Consider the following 23,240-nt stretch of genomic DNA (forward strand, 5'->3'; position numbering starts at 1 on the left):
CATGCTGATTCCCGTGATTCTTTCTGGTGGTGCCGGAACAAGGCTGTGGCCGGTTTCGCGTGAAGGTCATCCCAAGCCGTTCATGACCTTGCCCGACGGCCAGACGCTGCTGGGCAAGACCTATCAACGCGCCGCCGGGCTGCTCGGCACACACGGTGATATCGTCACGGTAACCAACCGTGACTACTACTTCCAAAGCAAGGATCACTACCAGGACGCTCATCTGGGTCATCACCGCGGACACTTCGTGCTGGAGCCGGTGGGCCGCAACACCGCCCCGGCCATCGCCGCCGCCGCCCTGGCGCTGCAGGCTTTACACGGCAACGAAGCGATTTTGGTGGTGATGCCCGCTGACCACCTGATCCAGAACGAAGACGCCTTCAAGACCGCCATCACGCATGCCGTGAAACTGGCCGAGGCCGGGCATCTGGTGACCTTCGGTGTGATCCCGACGGCGCCGGAGACCGGTTTCGGTTACATCGAACGCGGTGAGCCACTGGACGAGCAGGGAGCGACCAAGGTCGCACGCTTCGTCGAAAAGCCCGACCTGCAAACCGCCACACATTACCTGGAAAGCGGTAACTTCCTGTGGAACTCGGGCATGTTCTGCTTCTCGATCGGCACCTTGCTGGCGGAGTTGCAGATCCATGCCCCGCAATTGCTCGAACAGGCCGACGCATGCCTGGCGGCCAGCGCCGCGGTCGAGACTGGCGGCTGCCTGCAACAGGAGTTATCGGCGACGCATTTCGCCGAGATGAGCGATATCTCCATCGACTACGCCTTGATGGAGCGTTCCGACAAGGTGGTGGTGGTGCCTGCCGGTTTCGACTGGAGCGACATCGGTTCATGGGGCGCCGTCAGTGCCCTGGTTCCAGCCGACGCGCAGAACAACCGCGCCAGCGGCGATGCGCTGTTCATCGACAGCCACAACAACTTCGTCCAGAGCGATGGCCGTATGGTCGCGACCGTCGGCGTGGATAACCTGATCGTCATCGACACCGCCGACGCGGTGCTGGTCGCTCATGCCGACCGCGCACAAGACGTGCGCAAGGTGGTCAAACAGCTCAAGGAAAAAGAGCACGAAAGCTATCGCCTGCACCGCACCGTCAGTCGTCCGTGGGGCACGTACACCGTGCTGGAAGAAGGTCCGCGCTTCAAGATCAAACGCATCGTGGTCAAACCGGGCGCCAAGCTATCGCTGCAAATGCACCATCACCGCAACGAACATTGGGTGGTGGTCGAAGGCATGGCCAAGGTCACCAACAATGGCTCGGGGTCGCACTTGGTGGCCAAGAACGAGTCCACCTTCATTGCCGCCGGGCACAAGCATCGTCTGGAAAACCCGGGGGTGATCGACCTGGTCATTATTGAAGTGCAAAGCGGTGAGTATCTGGGAGAAGACGATATCGTCCGCTTCGAAGATCAGTACGGCAGGACGGTCTGAATGTTGCTCAATCTGCGCTCGCTGTGGAGCTACCGGGGTTTCATCCTCGGTAGCGTCAAGCGAGAGTTCCAATCGCGTTATCGCAACTCGCTGTTCGGTGCCTTGTGGACCGTGCTCAACCCGCTGTCGATGATCGTCGTCTATACGGTGGTCTTTTCCCACATCATGCGCGCCCGCTTGCCGGGGGTGGATGACGGCATGGCCTACAGCGTCTACCTCTGTGCCGGATTGCTGACCTGGGGCCTGTTCTCGGAAATCACCTTGCGCAGCCAGAACATGTTTCTGGAAAACGCCAATCTGCTGAAGAAAATCAGTTTCCCGAGAGTCTGTTTGCCGGTGATCGTGCTGTTCAATGCCGGCATCAACTTCGCGATCATCATCGGGTTGTTCCTGGGCTTCTTACTGATCACCGGGCGCCTGCCGGGCATGGCCTTGCTGGCGCTGCTGCCGCTGGTGGCCTTGCAGGTGATCTTCTGCGCCGGGCTGGGGATGATTCTTGGCGTGCTGAACGTATTCTTTCGCGATGTCGGGCAGTTCTTCGGCATCTGCCTGCAATTCTGGTTCTGGCTGACGCCAATCGTGTACCCGATGAGCATCCTGCCCGAGTGGGTCCAGCGTCTGCTGCAACTCAATCCCCTGACCAACCTGATCACCAGTTATCAGAACGTGTTTCTCTACGGCCAATGGCCGGTCTGGAGTTCCCTGCTGCCGATCCTGGTGATCGGTGTGTTGTTCTGTGTGATCGGGCTGCGGCTGTTTCGCCAGCGGGTCGGCGAAATGGTGGATGAACTCTGATGGGACACATACGCGTTACCGGCCTGGGCAAGGCTTACAAGCAGTACCCCACCCGCTGGAGCCGGCTGGCCGAATGGCTGATCCCGTTTTCACCGATCCGCCATCGCCAGCATTGGGTGCTGCAAGGTGTGGAATTCGAGATTGCCCCCGGTGAAGCGGTAGGTATCGTCGGGGTGAACGGCGCCGGCAAAAGTACCTTGCTGAAGATGATCACCGGCACCACCCAACCGACCTGTGGACAGATTCAGCTCGAAGGCCGGGTTGCCGCGCTGCTGGAGCTGGGCATGGGGTTTCATGCGGATTTCACCGGCCGGCAGAACGCGGTCATGGCCGGGCAGCTGCTGGGCATGCCGATCGAAGAGATCGAAGCCCTGATGCCCGAGATCGAACGTTTCGCGGAAATCGGCGAAGCCATCGATCACCCCGTACGCACCTATTCAAGCGGCATGCAGATGCGCCTGGCCTTCAGCGTGGCCACCGCCCGGCGCCCGGACATCCTGATCGTCGATGAAGCCCTGTCGGTGGGCGACGCCTACTTCCAGCACAAGAGCTTCGACCGCATCCGCAGCTTTCGCAAAGCCGGTACCACCCTGCTGATCGTGTCCCACGACCGTTCGGCCATCCAGTCGATATGCGACTCGGCGATCCTCCTGGAAAGCGGCCGCATGGCCATGCACGGCAAACCCGAAGCGGTCATGGATTACTACAACGCCTTGCTCGCCGAACGGGAAGGCCAGACCGTGCGTCAGGAAATGCTCGCCGGCGGGCAAGTGCAAACCGTTTCCGGCACTGGCGAAGCCGGCATTCTCAGCGTGCGTTTGCTGGACGAGCGCGAGCGCACCATCGACGCCGCCGAAGTCGGTCAGCCCGTGGTGCTGGAGGTGCAGGTCGAAGTCCGCCAGGACATCGAACGGCTGGTGTTGGGCTTCATGATCAAGGATCGCCTGGGCCAGGCCATGTACGGGATCAACACCCATCGCCAGGATCAGGCGCTGACCGACCTGCAGGCCTTTGAGCGGGTCACCTACCGCTTTGCCTTCGTCATGGGCCTGGGCAAGGGCAACTATTCCGTGGCCCTGAGCTTGTCTCGGCTGGACTCGCACCTGGACCGCAATTTCGAATGGCGCGACTACGGCCTGGTGTTCCACGTCATCAATAACCGCCATGAAGACTTCGTCGGCTGCTCGTGGCTGGGCGCGAAAACCACCATCACCCGCACCACCGCACAGACTGTTTCGGAGACCACGCCATGACTCGCCTGCTGGTGGAATGCACCCATGTGTTCCAGCATCCCAAGGTCAATTCGGGCATTCAGCGGGTGGTGCGCAACGTCATCAATCAACTGTCGGAAAACATCGACGGCGTGGAATGCATTCCCGTAGTGATGCTCAACGGCAAGCTCTACCGAGTGCTGAAGCTGGCCCCTTTGAACATTCCGCTTTTCGATGGGTTGATGATCTTTGGTGGGCGGCTGGGGCGGTTGGCTCATCGTTTCTGGCAACTGCATCAACGCCTCCACAAGCGCAGTCGTTCGCGAATTGCCAAGCGTTTGCTGCACGTGGCCTACCGCGTCACGGCGATAGCCTGTTTCAGTATTCCGCTGCGTCTGATCGAGGGCCTCAACCAGTATCAACTGCCCAAGCGTTGCTCGCCGCTGCAGCATCAGCCGGGGGATCAACTGGTGCTGCTGGACTCGTCCTGGCATACCGACTTTTTCCCGTTTGCCGAACAACTCAAACGCGACGGCGTGGGTATTGTTTCGGTGATCTACGACCTGATTCCCCTGACCCACCCGCAGTTCTACGACACACGGCTGGTGCAGATCTTTAACGAGTGGTTCGACTGGATCACCCAAACTGCCGACGGCTACATGACGATTTCCGCCACGGTGCGCGATCAGGTGCGTGAGGAATTGCATCGCCGGGTCGGCCCGGCGAAAGCCGACAGGTTGTGGTTCGACTATTTCCACCTCGGCTCCGAACTGGACCTGAGCGAAGCGACCGCCGCCGTCGAACCGCGCCTGACGCGAATGTTCGAAACACCGGAACCGGTGTTCCTGATGGTCAGCACCATCGAGCCGCGCAAGAACCACGACTATCTGCTGGACGCCTTCGAGCTGGCCTGGGCCGCAGGCTCCAAGGCCCGACTGTGCATTGCCGGCCGAATCGGCTGGAAGTGCGACGCCCTGCTCGCCCGCGTGCGTGAACACCCGGAGCTGAACCGACGGCTGTTCATGTTTAACGACCTGAGCGACACCAGCCTCGAACATGCCTACTCCCACGCCAGTGCATTGGTGTTTCCGTCCCACGTCGAAGGTTTTGGCCTGCCGCTGGTGGAAGCGATGCAGCGCGGTTTGCCGGCGATGGGTAGCGACATTCCGGTATTCCGCGAGATTGGCGGTGAGTTCATGGCCTATTTCGATCTCGCGTCCCCGCAAAGTCTGGTCGATCTGGTCACCCACATGGAAAACACCGGGACCTTCCCGGCCGCACGCACAGTGAGCGAATGGCGCTGGCTCGGTTGGCGCGAAGCCAGTGCGCAATTGGTCAAGCGAGTCCTGCGCAACCTGAAGAAGACCCCAGTGACCGTTGAGAGGCAGCATGCGGATTGCCCTTAACGCGCGAATTCTCCAGGTACCCCGAACCGGTATTGGCCACTACCTGGCCGAACTGGTCAGCGCCCTGACTCATGAACCGGGCCTGGAACTGTCGTTGTTCCACGGTCGTGGCTGGAGCTCGTCGCTGCCAACGGCGGTGATGCCCGGTTACTCGCGGCTGACTCCTTTTTTGCGGCAGATCCCTGGGGCCTATCAGGCGCGTCGCTGGCTGGAACAACGGCGCTTCGACCGAGGGCGCTCTGCGGCCATCGACCTCTACCACGAACCGAGTCTGTGGCCCTTTGCATTCAAGGGCCCGACCGTCATCACCCTGCACGACCTGACCCATCTGCACTACCCGTCGACCCAGCCAGCAGCACGGTTGCGGGAGATTGAGCGGCGGCTGGGCCAGGGCGTACAACAGGCGCGCCTGATCCTGACCGACTCGCAGTTTGTCGCCGACGAGGCTCAGCGTTATTTCGGCCTTGGGCCTGAGCGTTTTGTCGTTGCGCCGCTGGGGGTCGCGGCGCGTTTCCACCCGCGCACCCACGAATCATTGCAGCAGGCATTGCACCCGCATGGCGTAAATCCCCAGGGCTACTTCCTGTGTGTCGGAACCCTGGAGCCGCGCAAGAATCTCTCGCTGGCGTTGCGCGCCCACACGCAACTGCCGCTGGCGCTGCGTCAGCGTTTTCCTTTGCTCGTGGTCGGCATGGCCGGGTGGCGGGGTAACCCACTCGGTGATGACCTGCACAAGGCCTTGGCGGCCGGCCATGTCCGCCTGCTGGGGTATCTGCCTGATGAGCAGGTCGCACAGTTGTTGGCTGGCGCCCGGGCGCTGGTTTTCCCCTCCGTGTATGAAGGTTTCGGCCTTCCGGTTCTGGAGGCCATGGCCAGTGGCACACCCGTGATATTGACCCGACGCTCGGCCATGCCCGAAGTCGCGGGCGCCGCGGGCAACTATATCGAGCCTGATGATGTGCACGGTTTGTGCGAGGCCATGAGCCGTCTGGCCGACGATGAAGCGCATTGGCAGGTATGCCGGGAAGCGGGATTGCAACGGGCGAAGCTTTTTTCCTGGGGGCGTTGCGCGAAGCTGACCGTTCGCGCCTACCGCCAGGCTTTGGGAGGTTGAATGCGTGTTCTTCATTTCTACAAAACGTACTTGTCAGAAACCGTCGGCGGTATCGAACATGTCATGTTTGAGCTCTGCGAAAGCGGCGCGCAGCATGGCATTGAAAGCCAGGTTCTGACGTTAAGCGCCAACCCGACGCCTACGGTCATCCCGTTTGGTCAGCACGAAGTCCATCGCGCCAAACTCGATGTGCAATTCGCGTCCACCGGGTTTTCCTACAGCGTCTTCAAACAGTTTCGGGAATTGGCCGCAGAAGCCGACGTCATCAACTATCACTTCCCCTGGCCTTTCATGGATGTGGTGCATTTCGTCAGTGGAATAAACAAACCCAGCGTGGTGACGTACCACTCGGACATCATCCGGCAAAAGCACCTGCTCAAACTCTACCGACCGTTGATGACGCGTTTTCTGGCCAGCGCCGATCGGATTGTCGCGGCATCGCCGAACTACCTGCATACCAGTGAAGTTCTAAAAAACTTCCCGGACAAAACCCGGGTCATTCCTTATGGCCTGAACAAGTCCGCTTATCCAAAACCCGACACCGAGCGCATGGCCCATTGGCGCCAGCGCCTGGGTGAGCGTTTCTTTCTGTTCGTCGGCGTCATGCGTTACTACAAGGGCCTGCACATCCTGCTCGATGCGCTCAAAGACGTCGATTATCCGGTGGTGATCGTCGGTGCCGGGCCTCTGGAGAACGAGCTACACGCCCAGGCCGCCGCGCTGGGCCTGCGCAACGTGCAGTTCCTCGGACGCCTGGACGACGAAGACAAAGCTGCACTGCTGCAATTGAGCTACGCGATTGTCTTCCCGTCACACCTGCGCTCGGAGGCGTTTGGCATCTCCCTGCTCGAAGGGGCGATGTACGGCAAACCGATGATCTCCAGCGAAATCGGCACCGGCACCAGTTACATCAATATTCACGGAGAGACCGGACTGGTGGTGCCCCCAAGTCATCCACAGGCGTTTCGCGAAGCCATGCGCACGCTGTGGGAAAACCCTGTCCGCGCAGCGGAAATGGGCATGAAGGCTGAAGCGCGTTACCGGCAGTTGTTCACCGCTGACGAAATGGGCCGCAAGTGGACCGAGTTGTATCAGGAACTGCTGGAAGAAAAATCGCTGTCCTACGCGTAACCGCCTTTGGTGGGAGCAAGCCGCTCCCACACTGATTACAGGTCGAGCACCAGCGGCTCTTGGTCCTGAGCCGGCACCGCACAGCAAATCAGCACGTCCCCCGCACCAGGTAACTCCGCCGGGGGCTGTGGATAACTCACCTGGCCGCTGATCAAACGGGTCTTGCAGGTGCCACAGGAACCGCCGCGGCAGCTGAACTCTGGCCGCAGCCCCCGACTTTCCGCCAACGCCAGCAAACTGCCGCCGTCCGGCTGCCAGCGCGCATCGATGGCCGAACGCTGGAACACCACCGCCACCGACGTGGTGGCCGCTGGAGGCTGTTCGATAACCGGTGCTTCAGGATCCGGCAGCCGACGTAACGTTGAAGGACCGAAGGTCTCGGCGTGAATCCGTTCATCGCGGATGTCCAACCCACGTAAGCCGTCGTACAGCCCTTGAGTGAAACTGCTCGGGCCACACAAGACAAAATCCACCTGATCGTAGTCTTCCACCGGCAGGATGGTTTGAAGCAGCGCGAGGTCGATACGCCCGCTCAGGTCAAAATCCTCGCCCTCCCGGGCCTCGCTTTCCGGTTGGCTGAGCAGGCGTACGACCCGCACGGCGTCATCCGCACCGTCCAGCAAGCGCTCAAGCTCAGCGCGAAACGGCTGATCGGCCAGGCTGCGCGAACTCTGGATCAACCAGCTCGGCCGGGTACGCCGGGTGCGCTGGCCCTGGTAAACCACTTCACGCAGCATCGACAACAACGGCGTGACGCCGACCCCGGCCGCCAACAGCACCAGTGGCCGGCGTTCATGGGCGGCCACCGTGAAATGCCCTTGCGGCGCACGGGCTTCAATCAGGTCACCGACCCGAATCTGTTGGTGCAGGTGTGTAGAGACCAACCCTTCACGTTTCAAGCTAATGCGGAAGAATTCATCGGACGGCGCACTCGACAGGCTGTACGTACGGATGTGCACCTGGCCATCGAGGGTAAAGCGCACCGGCAAGTGCTGCCCCGCCTGGAACAGCGGTAACCCGGCGCCGTCAGCCGGTTGCAGATAGATCGAGCGAATGTTCCGGCTTTCCTGCTCGATCCGGCTGACCCGCAAGGGCCGCCAGTGATCACCCAATGCCGCGGCCTGCAACCTGGCAGCCGCCTGTTCCCAGGTGCCGGTCATCAGGCTGTTGGGCGAAACCCCGTCGAAGCGCCAACGCAACGCCAACGCAGCGGGCCGACGTACGACATGCTGCACGTGCAGTCTCCATAACCGTTCGGCGCCTTGAAACGCTTCGACTTGCGGGCCTTCAAGGATGATTTCGGTACGACCGCTGACCTGCAGCAGATCGCCCGTGGTGAAATCGATAAACAGCAACCCGGCGCGCGGATTGAGCAGCAGGTTGCCCAAGGTATTGAAATGCAGGTTGCCGGCAAAATCAGGGATGGTCAGGCAGTCGCCCTCGACCTGAACGAAACCCGCCTGACCACCGCGGTGAGAAACATCCACAGAGCGCGAGTTATCCACATCCACGTAGCTGGCGACAAAGAAGGTGTCGGCGCCCCGAATCATCGCCGTGGCCGCGTCATCCAGCGAATTCAGACGCTGGGCGATGCGGGTCGATGGATCGGCCAATGGCACCGACTGGAACTGACGTAATTGAATGTACTGCGGACAATTGCCGAAGGCCTGTTCAACCGCGACGCTCAGACCTTGTGCCCCCATTGTGCTGACCCGGCCGTTGATCCGGTTACGCCGCCGGGTGTGCAACTCGATCCCCAGCAAGCCAATCGCCGCCCCGACCTGCAATTGCGCCGGGTCATCGGTGGTGGGCAGGCTGTCCAGTTGCAACAGAGCAGGTTCGGGCGAATGGGCAAAACCCGGTTGGCCTTCGAGGATGCTCGCCCAAGGGTTGCCGTCGGCGTCCACTGCACCAAACAGCATGAACGGCAGTTGCCGATAGAACTGCCGATGTTGATCCGGCATTTCGCCGCGGATCACCTTGCGCCCGTGCGCTTCCATACGCTCGGCAACACCGACATGGGCCTGCAGCTGTTTCTCGCCAGCATGCCAAGGTGAAAGCTCCATCACGGTTCTCCCCTGCGCACACGGCGCAGTGTGAACGGCCCGGCAATGCCGGGCCGTAAGTGCTTCAGGCGGTTTGCAAACCGGCCACGGTGCGTGGCATGCCGACAAAGCCGGGCAACGCCTCGATCCGTGCCAGCCAGGCTCGCACGTTGGCATAGTCGGCCAGCGACACGTTGCCTTCCGGCGCATGGGCGATGTAACTATAGGCAGCAACATCGGCGATGGTCGGCTGATCACCGGCGAGGTAGGCGGACTTGGCCAGTTCCTGATCCACCACCTTGAGCAGGTTGTGCGAGCGGGTGATCACTTCTTCGGCGTTGTAAGGCGCACCGAACACCGTGATCAGCCGTGCAATGGCGGGGCCGAAGGCAATCGGCCCAGCCGCTACCGACAACCAGCGCTGAACCTTCGCCGCACCGACCGGGTCGGTGGGCAACCAGCGGCCCTTGCCGTATTTCTGCGCCAGGTACACCAGAATCGCATTGGAATCCGTCAGCACCACGCCTTGGTCATCGATTACCGGGACTTGGCCGAAGGGGTTGAGTGCGAGAAAGTCCGGTTGTTTATGCGCGCCTTTCGCCAGATCAACGAAGATCAGTTCCGTTGGCAGCTCAAGCAAGGACAGCATCAACTCCACGCGGTGAGCGTGGCCGGAACGCGGGAAGTTGTAGAGTTTGATGGCGTGCATGGTCGACTCCGCGGGTGGATTACGCGGTTCAGGAGAGAATCGCGCTGAGTGGCGCTATCTTCCACCTGCTACCAAAACAACAGAATAACCAGAAAAGACAATCGATAATTTCACCCAATGCAATAATGCCTCAAGTGCGTAATGCCGGATGTTCACGCAACGCCTTCACTGCATAGTCCACGAAACTGCGTACCCGCGCCGGCGCCTTGCGCCCGCCCTGATACACCACATGGATGGGCAATGGAGGAAGTTCGAAGTCTTGCAGGACGATTTCCAGCTCACCGGCGGCGACCTTGCTAGCCACCTGATAGGACAGGACCCGGGTCAACCCCAACCCCAGGCAAGCGGCGGTGATTGCCGCCTGATTCGCGGTCACCACCAGACGCGGTTCAGGGTGAACACTGAACGACTCGCCAGCCGCAATGAAGGGCCAGTTCCTTTGTTGCCCAATGGATGAGGTGGCGACGATCCGCGCCCGACTCAGATCATTGGGATGCAATGGCCGACCCTGTTGCCGCAGATAATCGGGAGACCCGCAGATAACCCGCCGCACCTCGCCCACCAGAATGGCGTGCTGGCTGCTGTCAGGCAGATCACCGATGCGCACGGCGACATCGATGCCCTCCTCGACCATGCTCACCACCCGGTCGACCAGCAGCGCATTGATGCTGATATCGGGAAACTGCTCAAGGTAGCCAACCATCACCGGCGTGACGAACAGCTCACCGAACAGCACCGGTGCGGTGATCGTCAGTTGCCCGCGTGGCTGTGCGTGACTGCCAGCGACTGAAGCCTCGGCTTCCTGAATGTCCGCCAGTATGCGTCGGCAGTCTTCCAGGTAACGCTGACCAGCTTCGCTCAGATGCACACTGCGCGTGGTACGCGTCAGCAGTTGAGTGCCTAGCCGCGCCTCCAGCGCCGCCACCGCCCGCGTCACGCTGGCCGCCGACAACCCCAGGCGCCGCGCCGCCGCAGAGAAACCCTGCTCTTGCGCCACGGCGACGAATACCTGCATTTCCTGGAGTCTGTCCATCGGCTACCTATGTCGTGCCCGACCGTGAATGAGCCGGTTACAGACTGCCTTCGACATCTTCCAGACTGAAGGTCTCGGTGTTGTCGTCATAGGAGAATATTTCAGCGTACCGGCCCCAACTGATCACGTTTTCCAGGGTTTCTTCCACCGCTGCATCATTGAGCGAGTCCCCCAGCTCCTGCTCGAAGCGGACACGCGGCGCCCAGTGTCCGCGACGTTCCTGCAGCACCTGGCGAATACGCGAGGCCAATGGCACATACCGGAGCAGATGGTCGGCAAAAATGGTTTTGCGTTCCTGGGTGCCGTATTCATCGAACAGCTTGCCCGCGTCGGTCAGCTTGATGTCGGCGCCCTTGAGCTCGGCAAATCCCAGATGCTCGAGCATCTCCGCCACCGGAAACAGGTCATCGACCTCCAGCAACAGACGTTCGGCGACATTGGAGAGGCTGTCCTGCCCATAATACGGCTCGGCCGCCAGCGCCGAGATCAAACCGGCCATAAGGTTGGTCGAGACTTCGGGCAACGGGCTGCCCAATTGCAGTTCGGCCTTGCCGGTTTTGGCGTCGGCACTGCGTCGGTTGGTCATCAAGGCATAGATGTCATCGACCATTTTGCGAAAGGTCGGGTCCAGACGGTTGCGTGGGTGTGGGAACGGCACGTTGATTTGCGCCACCACACGGCCAGGGTTCGACGACAGGACCAGTACGCGGTCGCACATCAACACCGCTTCTTCGATGTTGTGGGTCACGATCAGGATGGACTTGATCGGCAACTGGCCGCCGCTCCACAGGTCCAGCAAATCGGTTCTCAGGGTTTCTGCCGTCAGCACATCCAGCGCCGAGAAAGGCTCATCCATCAGCAGCAAGGTCGGATTGACCACCAGCGCCCGGGCAAAGCCCACTCGCTGGCGCATGCCACCCGACAATTCCCGTGGGTAAGCGTTTTCAAATCCGTCGAGGCCGATCAGGTCGATCGCCGCCAGTGCACGCTTGCGCGCTTCCTTGGGTTCGACCTGCAACGCCTGAAGACCGGCTTCTACGTTTTCCAGTACCGTCAGCCACGGAAACAGGGCAAAGGTCTGAAAGACCATGGCCACGCCTTTGGCAGGTCCGGTGAGCAATGAACCGTTGTAGTGAACCTCGCCCGAAGAGGGCTGGATAAGGCCGGCGATGATCCGCAGCAGCGTCGATTTGCCGGAGCCGGAGCGACCCAGCATGCCGACGATTTCGCCCTCGCGAAGAGACAGATCGACATCGCTGAGTACCTGTAACTCGTCCTTGCCCTTGCCGAACCCCCGACTCACTTTGTTCAGTGCGTAAATTTCGGAGCGCGCGCCTGTTTTTTCGGATTGGCCATTCATCAGATCGACACCTGTTAATTCAGACGGAGTTTGTTTTCAGCGATGGCGTACATCGGCCGCCACAGCACGCGATTGAAGGCCACGACAAAGAACGACATCACTACCACGCCCAGCGTAATTTTTGGAAAGTCGCCAGCCGCCGTGGTCTGGGCGATATAGGCCCCCAAACCGTGAGCGACCACTTTATCCTGCCCCCAGGAAACGAATTCGGAAACGATACTGGCGTTCCACGCCCCACCCGAGGCGGTAATCGCCCCCGTCACGTAATACGGGAAGATGCCGGGTAGCATTACCTTGCGCCACCACTGCCAGCCGCGAATATGGAAATTGGCCGCAGCCTCGCGAAAATCGTTGGGAAATGCACTGGCACCGGCGATCACGTTGAACAGGATGTACCACTGCGTCCCCAGCACGATCAGCGGGCTGAGCCAGATGTCCGGGTTCAACTGATAGTGCAGAATCACAATGACAAACACCGGAAACAACAGGTTCGCCGGGAACGCCGCCAGAAACTGGGCCAGCGGCTGGATCTTCTCCGCCAGATGCGGACGCAAGCCGATCATCACGCCCAGCGGTACCCAGACCAGTGAGGCCAACAGAATCAACAGGGCCACCCGCAGCAGGGTAATCGCTCCCAAACCAATCACATGCCACAGTTCGTCCAGCGTCACTTCGCTGCCGACGTAGATCACGATGTGATACAGCGCGTAAAGAGTCATCGCCGCAATCGCCGCAGCCCAGACCCAATCGATAGCCCTTGAAACCGTCGGGCTGGCCTGATGAACCACCACCGTTTTAGAGCGTGGCAGGCTCAGGCGCATGTTGGTGATGCGCACGACGGCACGGATAAAAGGCCGCAACAGGCGCTGAACGACCCGGGTGCGCTGGATCAGATTCAGTACCCAGGACTCGGGGGCCCCGGCCTGTGAAGCGGTGTCTTCCATCCGGAACTTGTCAGCCCAGGCCACCAGCGGACGGAACAGGAATTGGTCGTAAATCAGGATGACCACGATCATCGCCAGAATAACGTAACCCACGGCGTGCAGGTCGCGCTGCTCAATGGCCGTCGCCAGGTAGGAACCGACACCCGGCAAGGTGATCGTCTTGTCGCCCACAGTGATCGCTTCCGAGGCCACCACGAAGAACCAGCCTCCGGACATGCTCATCATCATGTTCCAGACCAGGCCTGGAATGGCGAACGGCACATCCAGCTTCCAGAACTTCTGCCAGCCGGAAAGCTGCAGGTTGCTGGACACCTCTTCCAGATCCCGAGGCACCGTGCGCAGCGACTGATAGAAGCTGAACGTCATGTTCCAGGCCTGGGCGGTGAAGATGGCAAAGATTGCCGCGCACTCCGCGCCCAGCACACGTCCTGGAAACAGCAGCAGGAAAAATGTCACGGTGAACGAGATATAGCCCAGAACAGGCACCGATTGCAGGATATCCAGCACCGGCACCAGCAGCTTCTCGGCCCGCCGGCTCTTGGCCGCCAACGTTCCGTAAACCAGGGTAAAGATCAGTGACGCCACCATGGCCGCAAGCATGCGCAAGGTCGTGCGAATCGCATATTCAGGCAAATCAGCCGGGTCCAGAGAGATGACTTGCGTCTGCAACGTCGAGATCGGGGCCCAGGTCTCATGCGCGCCAATGGAGAAGAACAGCAAGAAGCCAATCACCAGCGGCATGGCGATAAGGTCCCAGCGATTGGGAAGCAACCGCTGGGCCGTTGCCGGAATGTAATGACGCAATACCCTATTCATGTTCAGAGATTCCAGTAGCGTTCTGGAGGTGATCGTTGACCACCGATCGACAGTTTCTAGAGCGACCGCGCAAAGAACGGCTCAATAAGCAGTTGAAGCACAGCTAAGTACACTCTAGCGGGGTAATAAAACAACGGGGGAGGCCACACAAACGAACGCTACGGGGGCGATGCAGAAAATGGTTCTGTGGCTCAGAAATCCGGGAGATCCGAACACACCATTTACCCTCTGCGCCTCACTTGGCATCCCAATGGGTGGCCCGCCGAGAATCAGCAGGATCCATGGCTGGAGTCTCCTGAACGGGAGTGAAAAGGACATTTGGACAGGAAAAGCACGACGTCATCCGGCCGGTAGACTTTGAATGCGGCATACGCAATCGAGATTGATGCCGACACGCAGCTTTTCCGGGGCGGATTGTACGTTTCTAAATGTTACAGAAACATAAACTTGACGTATTTTTTACGCATTTGTGAATGGCCATCCTTCCTTTGACTGAATCAGTGCCAAAGCAGAACAGCCAGAAACGAAAAGCCCCCAGGGTTGGGGGTCTTTCGTTCAGTCAAAAAAGCGATCCGGGCTGAGACCCGGATCGCCGCAAAGACTTACTCCACCGTCACCGACTTCGCCAGGTTACGCGGCTGGTCAACGTCGGTGCCTTTGAGCACGGCGACGTAGTACGAGAGCAGCTGCAGCGGAATGGTGTAGAGGATCGGCGACAGGATGTCGTGGATGTGCGGCATGTTGATCACATGCGTGCCTTCGCCATTGCTCATGCCGGCTTTCTCGTCAGCAAACACGATCAGCTGACCGCCACGGGCACGAACTTCCTGCAGGTTGGATTTCAGCTTCTCCAACAACTCGTTGTTCGGTGCCACCGTCACCACCGGCATGTCGTCGTCGACCAGTGCCAGCGGGCCGTGCTTGAGCTCACCGGCCGGGTAGGCTTCGGCGTGGATGTAGGAGATTTCCTTGAGCTTGAGCGAGCCTTCCATTGCCACCGGGTATTGCGCGCCACGGCCCAGGAACAGCGTGTGATGCTTGTCGGCGAACAGCTCGGCGACTTTTTCGACGGTGCTGTCCATAGCCAGCGCTTCACCCAGACGAGCCGGCAAGCGACGCAGCTCTTCCACCAGTTCGGCTTCCACGTCTTTGGCCAAAGTGCCACGCACCTGGCCCAGAGACAGGGTCAACAGCAACAGACCCACCAGTTGAGTGGTAAAGGCTTTGGTCGATGCCACCCCGATTTCGCGACCGGCCTGGGTCAGCAGGGTCAGGTCGGACTCACGCACCAGCGAGCTGATGCCAACGTTGCAGATGGCCAGGCTGGCGAGGAAACCCAGCTCTTTGGCGTTACGCAGTGCGGCCAGGGTGTCGGCGGTTTCGCCGGACTGGGAGATGGTCACGAACAGCGAATCTGGCTGCACGACCACTTTGCGATAACGGAATTCGCTGGCGACTTCGACCTGGCACGGGATCCCGGCCAGTTCTTCCAGCCAGTAACGCGCGACCATACCGGCGTGGTAGCTGGTGCCGCAGGCAACGATCTGCACATTGCGGACCTTGGCGAACAACTCGGCGGCTTTGGGACCAAACGCCTGAACCAGCACCTGGTTCGGGCCAAGGCGGCCTTCCAGGGTGCGTTGCACAACCGATGGTTGCTCGTGGATTTCCTTGAGCATGAAGTGGCGGAACTCGCCCTTTTCGGCGGATTCGGTGTTATCGCGGTACTGCACCGCTTCGCGCTCGACCACTTTGCCGTCGACATCCCAGATCTTCACGCTGTCGCGGCGGATTTCGGCGATATCGCCTTCTTCCAGGTACGTGAAGCGGTCGGTGACCTGACGCAGTGCCAGTTGGTCGGACGCCAGGAAGTTCTCGCCCAGACCCAGGCCGATCACCAACGGGCTACCACTGCGAGCGGCAACCAGACGATCCGGTTGTTGCGCGCTGATAACGGCCAGGCCGTAGGCACCGTGCAGTTCTTTGACAGTGGCCTTGAGGGCGACGGTCAGGTCACTGTGGTCCTTGAGTTTATGGTTCAGCAGGTGGGCAATGACTTCAGTATCGGTGTCCGAGGTGAACACGTAACCCAGGGCCTTGAGCTGCTCACGCAGGGCTTCATGGTTTTCGATGATGCCGTTGTGCACCACCGCCAGATCGCCGGAGAAATGCGGGTGAGCGTTACGCTCACAAGGCGCACCGTGAGTCGCCCAACGGGTGTGGGCAATACCCAGACGGCCGGGCAGCGGCTCGGCGCTCAGCGCTTGTTCCAACTCGCTGACCTTGCCCGGGCGACGCATGCGCTCGAGTTTTTCGCCGTTGGTGTAAACCGCCACACCGGCGCTGTCGTAGCCGCGGTATTCGAGGCGCTTGAGACCCTCGAGCAAAATGGCGGTGATGTTACGTTCCGCGACTGCGCCGACAATTCCACACATGCTATATCTCCTGGCTGACTGCCGCGCAAATCACGTTAATGCCGCGGGCCTGAATCTGGTCGCGTGCCTCTTGCGGCAAGCGATCATCGGTAATAAGGGTATGGACGCTGCTCCATGGCAGCTCCAGGTTTGGAATCTTGCGGCCGATCTTGTCGGATTCGACCATCACGATCACTTCACGAGCCACGTCGGCCATCACACGGCTAAGACCGAGCAGTTCGTTGAAAGTTGTGGTACCGCGCATCAGATCAATGCCATCGGCACCGATGAACAACTGATCGAAATCGTAAGAGCGCAGGACCTGCTCGGCGACCTGCCCCTGGAATGACTCCGAATGCGGGTCCCAGGTGCCACCGGTCATTAACAGCACCGGTTCATGCTCAAGTTCGCTCAGCGCATTGGCAACGTGCAGGGAGTTGGTCATGACGACCAGCCCCGGCTGTTGACCCAGTTGCGGAATCATCGCGGCGGTCGTGCTGCCGCTGTCGATGATAATCCGCGCGTGTTCGCGAATCCGCATCACCGCAGTTCGAGCAATGGCTTGCTTGTACTGGGAGACGGATTGGCTCGGATCACTGACCAACTCGTGCGGCATGGTGATCGCACCGCCGTAACGGCGTAGCAGCAGGCCATTGCTTTCAAGAGCCGCCAGATCTTTGCGAATTGTAACTTCCGAGGTTTCAAAACGCTTGGCCAATTCATCCACACTGACTTCGCCCTGCTCGTTGAGCAGGGCAAGGATATTGTGGCGACGTTGTGGTGTATTGCGCTTCGACATGACTTTTAAGTTTCGATTCGAAAGATAACGGAAGCAATCAAAACCTATCGGCGAAACTTCGTCAAGCCAGCGCATGAAAAATATATCTGTGGATAACCCATAAAAAAGATCGCCGCCTGTGGCAGCACCTACAACGATCAATGTAGGAGTTGCCGCAGACTGCGATCGTTTGACCTGTGGATAACTCAGCTCTTGTGGATTTTCACCGGCCGCTTCCAGCCATCGATATTCTTCTGCCGAGCCCGACCAACGGCCAACTGGGATTTATCCACATTCGAGGTAATCGTCGAACCTGCCGCAGTGGTCGCACCGTCCGAGATATCCACAGGCGCTACCAACGAGTTGTTGGAGCCAATGAATACGTCTTCCCCCAAGACCGTTTTCCACTTGTTGACGCCATCATAGTTGCAGGTAATGGTGCCAGCGCCAATGTTGGTCCGCGCACCGACCTCGGCGTCGCCCAGGTAGGTCAAGTGGCCGGCCTTGGCGCCTTCACCGAGATGGACATTCTTCAGTTCGACAAAGTTACCCACATGGGCACGGGCTTCCAGCACAGTCCCCGGACGCAAGCGAGCGTACGGACCCGCATCGCTGCCCTCGCCCAATACCGCGCCTTCAATATGGCTGTTGGCCTTGATCACCACGCCTTTGCGCAGGGTGCTGTCCTTGATCACGCAGTTCGGACCAATGACCACGTCGTCTTCGATGACCACGCGGCCTTCGAGAATCACGTTGATATCGATCAGCACGTCACGGCCGACTGTCACTTCACCGCGCACATCAAAACGCGCCGGATCGCGCAGCGTCACGCCCTGTGCCATCAGACGACGGCCTTCGCGCAACTGATAGTGACGCTCAAGCTCTGCGAGCTGTTTGCGGTCGTTGGCGCCCTGCACTTCCATCGCGTCGTGAGGTTGCTCGGTGTCTACTATCAGGCCGTCGCTGACTGCCATGGCAATCACGTCTGTCAGGTAGTACTCGCCCTGAGCGTTGTTGTTGGAGAGCCGGCTCATCCAGTCCTCCAGACGATTGGCCGGCACCGCAAGAATACCGGTATTGCCTTCAGTGATCGTACGCTCGGCTTCGCTGGCATCTTTATGCTCGACGATAGCGGTCACCCGACCGTCAGCGTTGCGCACAATGCGACCGTAACCCGTCGGGTCATCAAGTTCGACGGTCAACAGCCCCATCTGCTGCGGCGCCACAAGCTTGAGCAAGCGTTGCAGGGTTGGAACTTCAATCAGCGGCACATCACCGTAAAGAATCAACACGGTATCGGCGGTGATGAACGGCACAGCCTGGGCCACTGCGTGACCGGTGCCGAGTTGCTTGTCCTGCAAAACGAAGTTCAAGTCGTCTGCAGCCAGACGCTCGCGGACTGCATCGGCACCGTGGCCAATCACCACGTGAATGCGCTGTGGATCAAGTTGGCGGGCGCTGTGGATAACATGGCCAAGCATGGAATTGCCCGCCACCGGGTGAAGAACTTTCGGCAACGCCGAACGCATGCGAGTGCCTTGACCGGCAGCGAGAATAACGATTTCAAGTGACATGACTGGCTACCAATCCTGGGTGGTCAGCGGCTGCGACCAAGAGATGAATTGCAGGAAAAGAAAAAGGGTAGCCGAGGCTACCCTTTTTAATCAATCACACAAAAAGCGGATGGCGGTTAGCCGCCGAACTTTTTGCGGATTTGCTGGACGGTGCGCAGCTGAGCTGTCGCCTCGGCCAGACGAGCGGCAGCGGAACCGTAGTCGAACTCGGCGCCTCTATCATGCAAGGCCTTCTCGGCAGCCTTTACGGCTTGCTGAGCGGAGGCTTCGTCCAGGTCGGCAGCACGTTGCACAGTGTCGGCAAGAACCTTGACCATGTTCGGCTGAACCTCGAGGTAACCACCGGAGATGTAAAACACCTCGGCTTCCCCGCCCTGCTTGATCAAGCGGATCGGACCTGGTTTCAGATTAGTGATCAGCGGAGCGTGACCCAGAGCGATACCAAGATCACCCAGCTCACCGTGCGCAATCACCATCTCGACCAGACCGGAGAAGATTTCCCCTTCCGCGCTGACGATGTCGCAATGGACTGTCATAGCCATCTGCTTGCCTCAACCTAAATTAGCGCCCGTCGCCGGGCGCCTGGATTACAGTTTTTTGGCTTTCTCGATCGCTTCTTCGATGCCGCCGACCATGTAGAACGCTTGTTCTGGCAGGTGGTCGTAGTCACCGTTGAGGATGCCTTTGAAGCCAGCAATGGTGTCTTTCAGGGAAACGTATTTACCCGAAGCACCGGTGAAGACTTCAGCCACGAAGAACGGCTGCGACAAGAAGCGCTGGATCTTACGAGCGCGGGATACCAACTGCTTGTCAGTTTCCGACAGCTCGTCCATACCCAGGATCGCAATGATGTCCTTCAGTTCTTTGTAACGCTGCAGAACATACTGTACGCCGCGAGCGGTGTCGTAGTGGTCCTGACCGATCACGTTCGGGTCCAGCTGACGCGAAGTCGAGTCCAGTGGGTCTACCGCCGGGTAGATACCCAGGGAAGCGATGTCACGGGACAGAACGACGGTGGCGTCCAAGTGGGCGAAAGTGGTCGCTGGCGACGGGTCAGTCAAGTCATCCGCAGGTACGTATACCGCCTGGATCGAAGTGATCGAACCGTTTTTGGTCGAAGTGATGCGCTCTTGCAGAGTGCCCATCTCTTCAGCCAGGGTCGGCTGGTAACCTACTGCCGAAGGCATACGGCCCAGCAGTGCGGATACTTCAGTACCGGCCAGGGTGTAACGATAGATGTTGTCGACGAACAGCAGAACGTCGTTACCTTCGTCACGGAACTTCTCGGCCATGGTCAGGCCGGTCAGAGCTACGCGCAGACGGTTTCCCGGCGGCTCGTTCATCTGACCGTAAACCAGTGCCACTTTGTCCAGAACGTTGGAATCCTTCATCTCGTGGTAGAAGTCGTTACCCTCACGAGTACGCTCACCCACACCGGCGAACACGGAATAACCGCTGTGCTCGATGGCGATGTTACGGATCAGTTCCATCATGTTTACGGTTTTGCCTACACCGGCACCACCGAACAGACCGACTTTACCGCCCTTGGCGAACGGGCAAACCAGGTCGATAACCTTGATGCCGGTTTCCAGCAGGTCGTTGCCGCCAGCTTGTTCAGCGAAGGACGGCGCAGGACGGTGAATGCCCCAACGTTCTTCGGTGTCAATCGGGCCAGCTTCGTCGATCGGGTTGCCCAGTACGTCCATGATCCGGCCCAGGGTCGCTTTACCGACCGGTACGGAGATGGCTGCGCCGGAGTCCTTGACTTCCAGACCACGCTTCAAGCCCTCGGTGGAGCCCATCGCAATGGTACGAACCACGCCGTCGCCCAGCTGCTGCTGAACTTCAAGCGTAGTTCCGGCCGCGCTTTGTACTTCCAGCGCGTTGTAGATGCTCGGTACGCTGTCGCGTGGAAATTCCACGTCGATAACGGCGCCGATGATTTGAACGATACGTCCGCTACTCATAGCTGGATCCTCTGAATATTTGAACCGTTAAACCGCGGCAGCGCCGCCGACGATTTCCGAGATCTCTTGGGTGATCGCAGCCTGACGCGCCTTGTTGTAGATCAGCTGCAAATCGCTGATCAAATCACCGGCGTTGTCGGTAGCGTTCTTCATTGCGATCATCCGCGCCGCTTGTTCAGCTGCGTTGTTCTCGACCACCGCCTGGTACACCTGCGACTCCACGTAGCGGACCATCAAGCCGTCAAGCAGCTCCTTGGCATCCGGTTCGTAGAGATAGTCCCAGTGGTGCTTGAGTTCTTGATCCGGGGTCGCCACCAGTGGAATCAATTGCTCCACGGTAGGCTGTTGCGTCATGGTGTTGATGAACTTGTTGGACACCACGCACAGGCGGTCAATACGGCCGTCCAGGTAGGCATCCAGCATCACCTTGACGCTGCCGATCAGATCATTGATCGACGGCTCTTCACCCAGGTGGCTGATAGCTGCAACGACGTTACCGCCGAAGTTGCGGAAGAAAGCCGCACCTTTGCTACCAATCACACACAGATCGATCTCGACGCCTTGTTCGCGGTTTACCGCCATGTCCTTGACCAAAGCCTTGAACAGGTTGGTGTTCAAGCCACCACACAGACCACGGTCACTGCTCACGACGACATAACCAACGCGCTTGATAGCACGGTCGATCATGAACGGGTGGCGATATTCCGGGTTGGCGTTGGCCAGATGACCAATAACCTGGCGGATGCGCTCCGCGTAAGGACGGCTAGCCGACATGCGCATTTGTGCCTTGCGCATTTTGCTGACCGCCACTTTTTCCATGGCGCTGGTAATCTTTTGCGTGCTTTTGATGCTCGCAATCTTACTGCGAATCTCTTTTGCGCCTGCCATGTAACACCTATCAGGTTAGCAAGCGGGAGCCTCTCGGCCCCCGCTGCGGCTTACCAGGTTTGGGTGGCTTTGAACTTCTCGATACCGGCTTTCAGGCCAGCGTCGATTTCGTCATTGAAGTCACCCTTCACGTTGATCTTCGCCATCAATTCGGCGTGATCGCGGTTGAAGTAAGCAATCATGGCCTGCTCGAAGCTACCGATTTTTGGAATCTCGATGTCGACCAGGAAGCCACGTTCAGCGGCATACAGGGACAACGACATGTCGGCAATGGACATCGGCGCATATTGCTTCTGCTTCATCAGCTCGGTAACGCGCTGACCGTGCTCAAGCTGCTTGCGAGTGGCTTCGTCCAGGTCAGAAGCGAACTGGGCGAATGCAGCCAGTTCACGGTACTGAGCCAGAGCGGTACGGATACCACCGGAAAGCTTCTTGATGATCTTGGTCTGAGCGGCACCACCCACACGGGATACCGAAACACCGGCGTTCACTGCAGGACGGATCCCGGAGTTGAACATGGCGGATTCCAGGAAGATCTGACCGTCGGTGATGGAAATCACGTTGGTCGGAACGAACGCGGAAACGTCGCCAGCCTGAGTTTCAATGATTGGCAGAGCGGTCAAGGAACCGGTCTTGCCAGTCACGGCACCGTTAGTGAACTTCTCTACGTATTCTTCCGAAACGCGGGATGCGCGCTCCAGCAGACGGGAGTGGAGATAGAACACGTCGCCTGGGTAGGCTTCACGGCCTGGTGGACGGCGCAGCAGCAGGGAAATCTGGCGGTAAGCCACTGCTTGCTTGGACAGATCGTCATAGACGATCAGCGCGTCTTCACCGCGGTCGCGGAAGTATTCGCCCATGGTGCAACCGGAGTACGGTGCCAGGAATTGCAGTGCAGCCGATTCCGAAGCACTGGCAGCTACGACGATGGTGTTAGCCAGGGCGCCGTTTTCTTCCAGCTTGCGAACCACGTTGGCGATGGTCGATTGTTTCTGACCGATTGCTACGTAGACGCAGAAGATGCCGCTGTCTTTCTGGTTGATGATCGCGTCGATTGCCAGAGCGGTTTTACCGATCTGACGGTCACCGATGATCAGCTCACGCTGGCCACGGCCGACAGGGATCATGGCATCGACAGCCTTGTAGCCAGTCTGTACAGGCTGGTCTACCGACTTACGCCAGATCACGCCTGGAGCAACTTTCTCGACCGCATCGGTCTCGGTGTTGTTCAGCGGACCTTTGCCGTCAACTGGGTTACCCAGTGCGTCGACTACGCGACCCAGCAGTTCCTTACCTACCGGAACTTCGAGGATGCGGCCAGTGCACTTGGCGCTCATGCCTTCAGCCAGAGTCTGGTAAGAGCCCAATACAACGGCACCTACAGAGTCTTGCTCCAGGTTGAGGGCCATACCGTAGACGCCGCCCGGAAACTCGATCATCTCGCCGTACATAACGTCGGCCAGACCGTGAATCCGCACGATGCCGTCAGATACGCTGACGACAGTGCCTTCGTTACGGGCTTGGGAGGTCACATCGAGCTTTTCGATGCGGCCCTTGATAATTTCACTTATTTCGGAAGGATTGAGTTGCTGCATTGCTCTGCTGCCCCTT

Annotated in this window: 18 protein-coding genes; 6 read left to right on the forward strand and 12 right to left on the reverse strand. The window is 59.3% G+C overall.

Annotated features, from left to right (window positions below; translation table 11 throughout):
* The first annotated feature begins 1 nt into the window (after window position 1).
* Genes NTD87_RS01555 through NTD87_RS01580 form a run of 6 tightly spaced genes read left to right on the forward strand, consistent with a single transcriptional unit; the run spans window position 2 to window position 7,101 of the window.
* Window positions 2–1,444 carry a mannose-1-phosphate guanylyltransferase/mannose-6-phosphate isomerase gene (locus NTD87_RS01555; RefSeq protein WP_262111389.1) on the forward strand — a complete coding sequence of 481 codons (1,443 nt, stop codon included), beginning with the start codon at window positions 2–4 and terminating at the stop codon, window positions 1,442–1,444.
* Window positions 1,445–2,239, forward strand: a complete 795-nt coding sequence (locus NTD87_RS01560; protein WP_262111390.1) for an ABC transporter permease — start codon at window positions 1,445–1,447, stop codon at window positions 2,237–2,239.
* Entirely contained in the window at window positions 2,239–3,492 is a 1,254-nt protein-coding gene (locus tag NTD87_RS01565) for an ABC transporter ATP-binding protein (RefSeq protein WP_262111391.1), read from the forward strand. Before NTD87_RS01560 ends, NTD87_RS01565 begins: the two co-directional genes overlap by 1 nt.
* On the forward strand, window positions 3,489–4,856 hold the full coding sequence (locus tag NTD87_RS01570; protein ID WP_262111392.1) for a glycosyltransferase family 4 protein: 1,368 nt from the start codon (window positions 3,489–3,491) through the stop codon (window positions 4,854–4,856). The genes NTD87_RS01565 and NTD87_RS01570 overlap by 4 nt, the downstream gene beginning before the upstream one ends.
* Window positions 4,840–5,970: a glycosyltransferase family 4 protein gene (locus tag NTD87_RS01575; protein WP_262111393.1), complete on the forward strand. Its 1,131-nt coding sequence runs from the start codon at window positions 4,840–4,842 to the stop codon at window positions 5,968–5,970. Before NTD87_RS01570 ends, NTD87_RS01575 begins: the two co-directional genes overlap by 17 nt.
* Window positions 5,971–7,101: a glycosyltransferase family 4 protein gene (locus NTD87_RS01580; RefSeq protein WP_262111394.1), complete on the forward strand. Its 1,131-nt coding sequence runs from the start codon at window positions 5,971–5,973 to the stop codon at window positions 7,099–7,101.
* Window positions 7,102–7,136: 35 nt separating this feature from the next.
* On the opposite strand, the gene NTD87_RS01585 is transcribed toward NTD87_RS01580, so the two are convergent.
* From NTD87_RS01585 to atpA, 12 genes are all read right to left on the reverse strand, one after another.
* The gene (locus NTD87_RS01585; protein ID WP_262111395.1) at window positions 7,137–9,167 is read right to left on the reverse strand and encodes a pyridoxamine 5'-phosphate oxidase family protein; all 2,031 of its coding nucleotides are present in this window, start codon (window positions 9,165–9,167) and stop codon (window positions 7,137–7,139) included.
* A 64-nt stretch (window positions 9,168–9,231) separates the two neighbouring features.
* Window positions 9,232–9,855 (reverse strand): glutathione S-transferase family protein, encoded by a 624-nt coding sequence (locus NTD87_RS01590; protein ID WP_262111396.1) that lies wholly within the window; start codon window positions 9,853–9,855, stop codon window positions 9,232–9,234.
* Between the two features lie 130 nt (window positions 9,856–9,985).
* Window positions 9,986–10,888: a LysR family transcriptional regulator gene (locus NTD87_RS01595; protein ID WP_262111397.1), complete on the reverse strand. Its 903-nt coding sequence runs from the start codon at window positions 10,886–10,888 to the stop codon at window positions 9,986–9,988.
* 37 nt (window positions 10,889–10,925) lie between these two features.
* On the reverse strand, window positions 10,926–12,248 hold the full coding sequence (locus tag NTD87_RS01600) for an AAA-associated domain-containing protein (protein WP_262111398.1): 1,323 nt from the start codon (window positions 12,246–12,248) through the stop codon (window positions 10,926–10,928).
* A 14-nt stretch (window positions 12,249–12,262) separates the two neighbouring features.
* A complete protein-coding gene (locus NTD87_RS01605) occupies window positions 12,263–14,008 on the reverse strand; it encodes an ABC transporter permease (RefSeq protein ID WP_262111400.1) in 1,746 nt (581 codons plus the stop codon).
* Window positions 14,009–14,610: 602 nt separating this feature from the next.
* A complete protein-coding gene (gene glmS / locus NTD87_RS01610) occupies window positions 14,611–16,443 on the reverse strand; it encodes a glutamine--fructose-6-phosphate transaminase (isomerizing) (protein ID WP_262111402.1) in 1,833 nt (610 codons plus the stop codon).
* Between the two features lies 1 nt (window position 16,444).
* Window positions 16,445–17,221, reverse strand: a complete 777-nt coding sequence (locus NTD87_RS01615; protein ID WP_262111403.1) for a DeoR/GlpR family DNA-binding transcription regulator — start codon at window positions 17,219–17,221, stop codon at window positions 16,445–16,447.
* Between the two features lie 185 nt (window positions 17,222–17,406).
* Window positions 17,407–18,774 (reverse strand): bifunctional UDP-N-acetylglucosamine diphosphorylase/glucosamine-1-phosphate N-acetyltransferase GlmU, encoded by a 1,368-nt coding sequence (gene glmU / locus NTD87_RS01620; protein WP_262111405.1) that lies wholly within the window; start codon window positions 18,772–18,774, stop codon window positions 17,407–17,409.
* A gap of 116 nt (window positions 18,775–18,890) precedes the next feature.
* Complete coding sequence (locus tag NTD87_RS01625; RefSeq protein ID WP_262111406.1) at window positions 18,891–19,316, reverse strand: F0F1 ATP synthase subunit epsilon; 426 nt, start codon at window positions 19,314–19,316, stop codon at window positions 18,891–18,893.
* 45 nt (window positions 19,317–19,361) lie between these two features.
* The gene (gene atpD, locus NTD87_RS01630; RefSeq protein WP_019694391.1) at window positions 19,362–20,741 is read right to left on the reverse strand and encodes a F0F1 ATP synthase subunit beta; all 1,380 of its coding nucleotides are present in this window, start codon (window positions 20,739–20,741) and stop codon (window positions 19,362–19,364) included.
* A 27-nt stretch (window positions 20,742–20,768) separates the two neighbouring features.
* Window positions 20,769–21,629: a F0F1 ATP synthase subunit gamma gene (gene atpG / locus NTD87_RS01635; RefSeq protein ID WP_019694392.1), complete on the reverse strand. Its 861-nt coding sequence runs from the start codon at window positions 21,627–21,629 to the stop codon at window positions 20,769–20,771.
* Window positions 21,630–21,679: 50 nt separating this feature from the next.
* Window positions 21,680–23,224 (reverse strand): F0F1 ATP synthase subunit alpha, encoded by a 1,545-nt coding sequence (gene atpA, locus NTD87_RS01640; protein ID WP_054594853.1) that lies wholly within the window; start codon window positions 23,222–23,224, stop codon window positions 21,680–21,682.
* Window positions 23,225–23,240: the final 16 nt, after the last annotated feature.

The organism is Pseudomonas sp. 6D_7.1_Bac1 (assembly GCF_025465945.1).
GTDB lineage: Bacteria > Pseudomonadota > Gammaproteobacteria > Pseudomonadales > Pseudomonadaceae > Aquipseudomonas.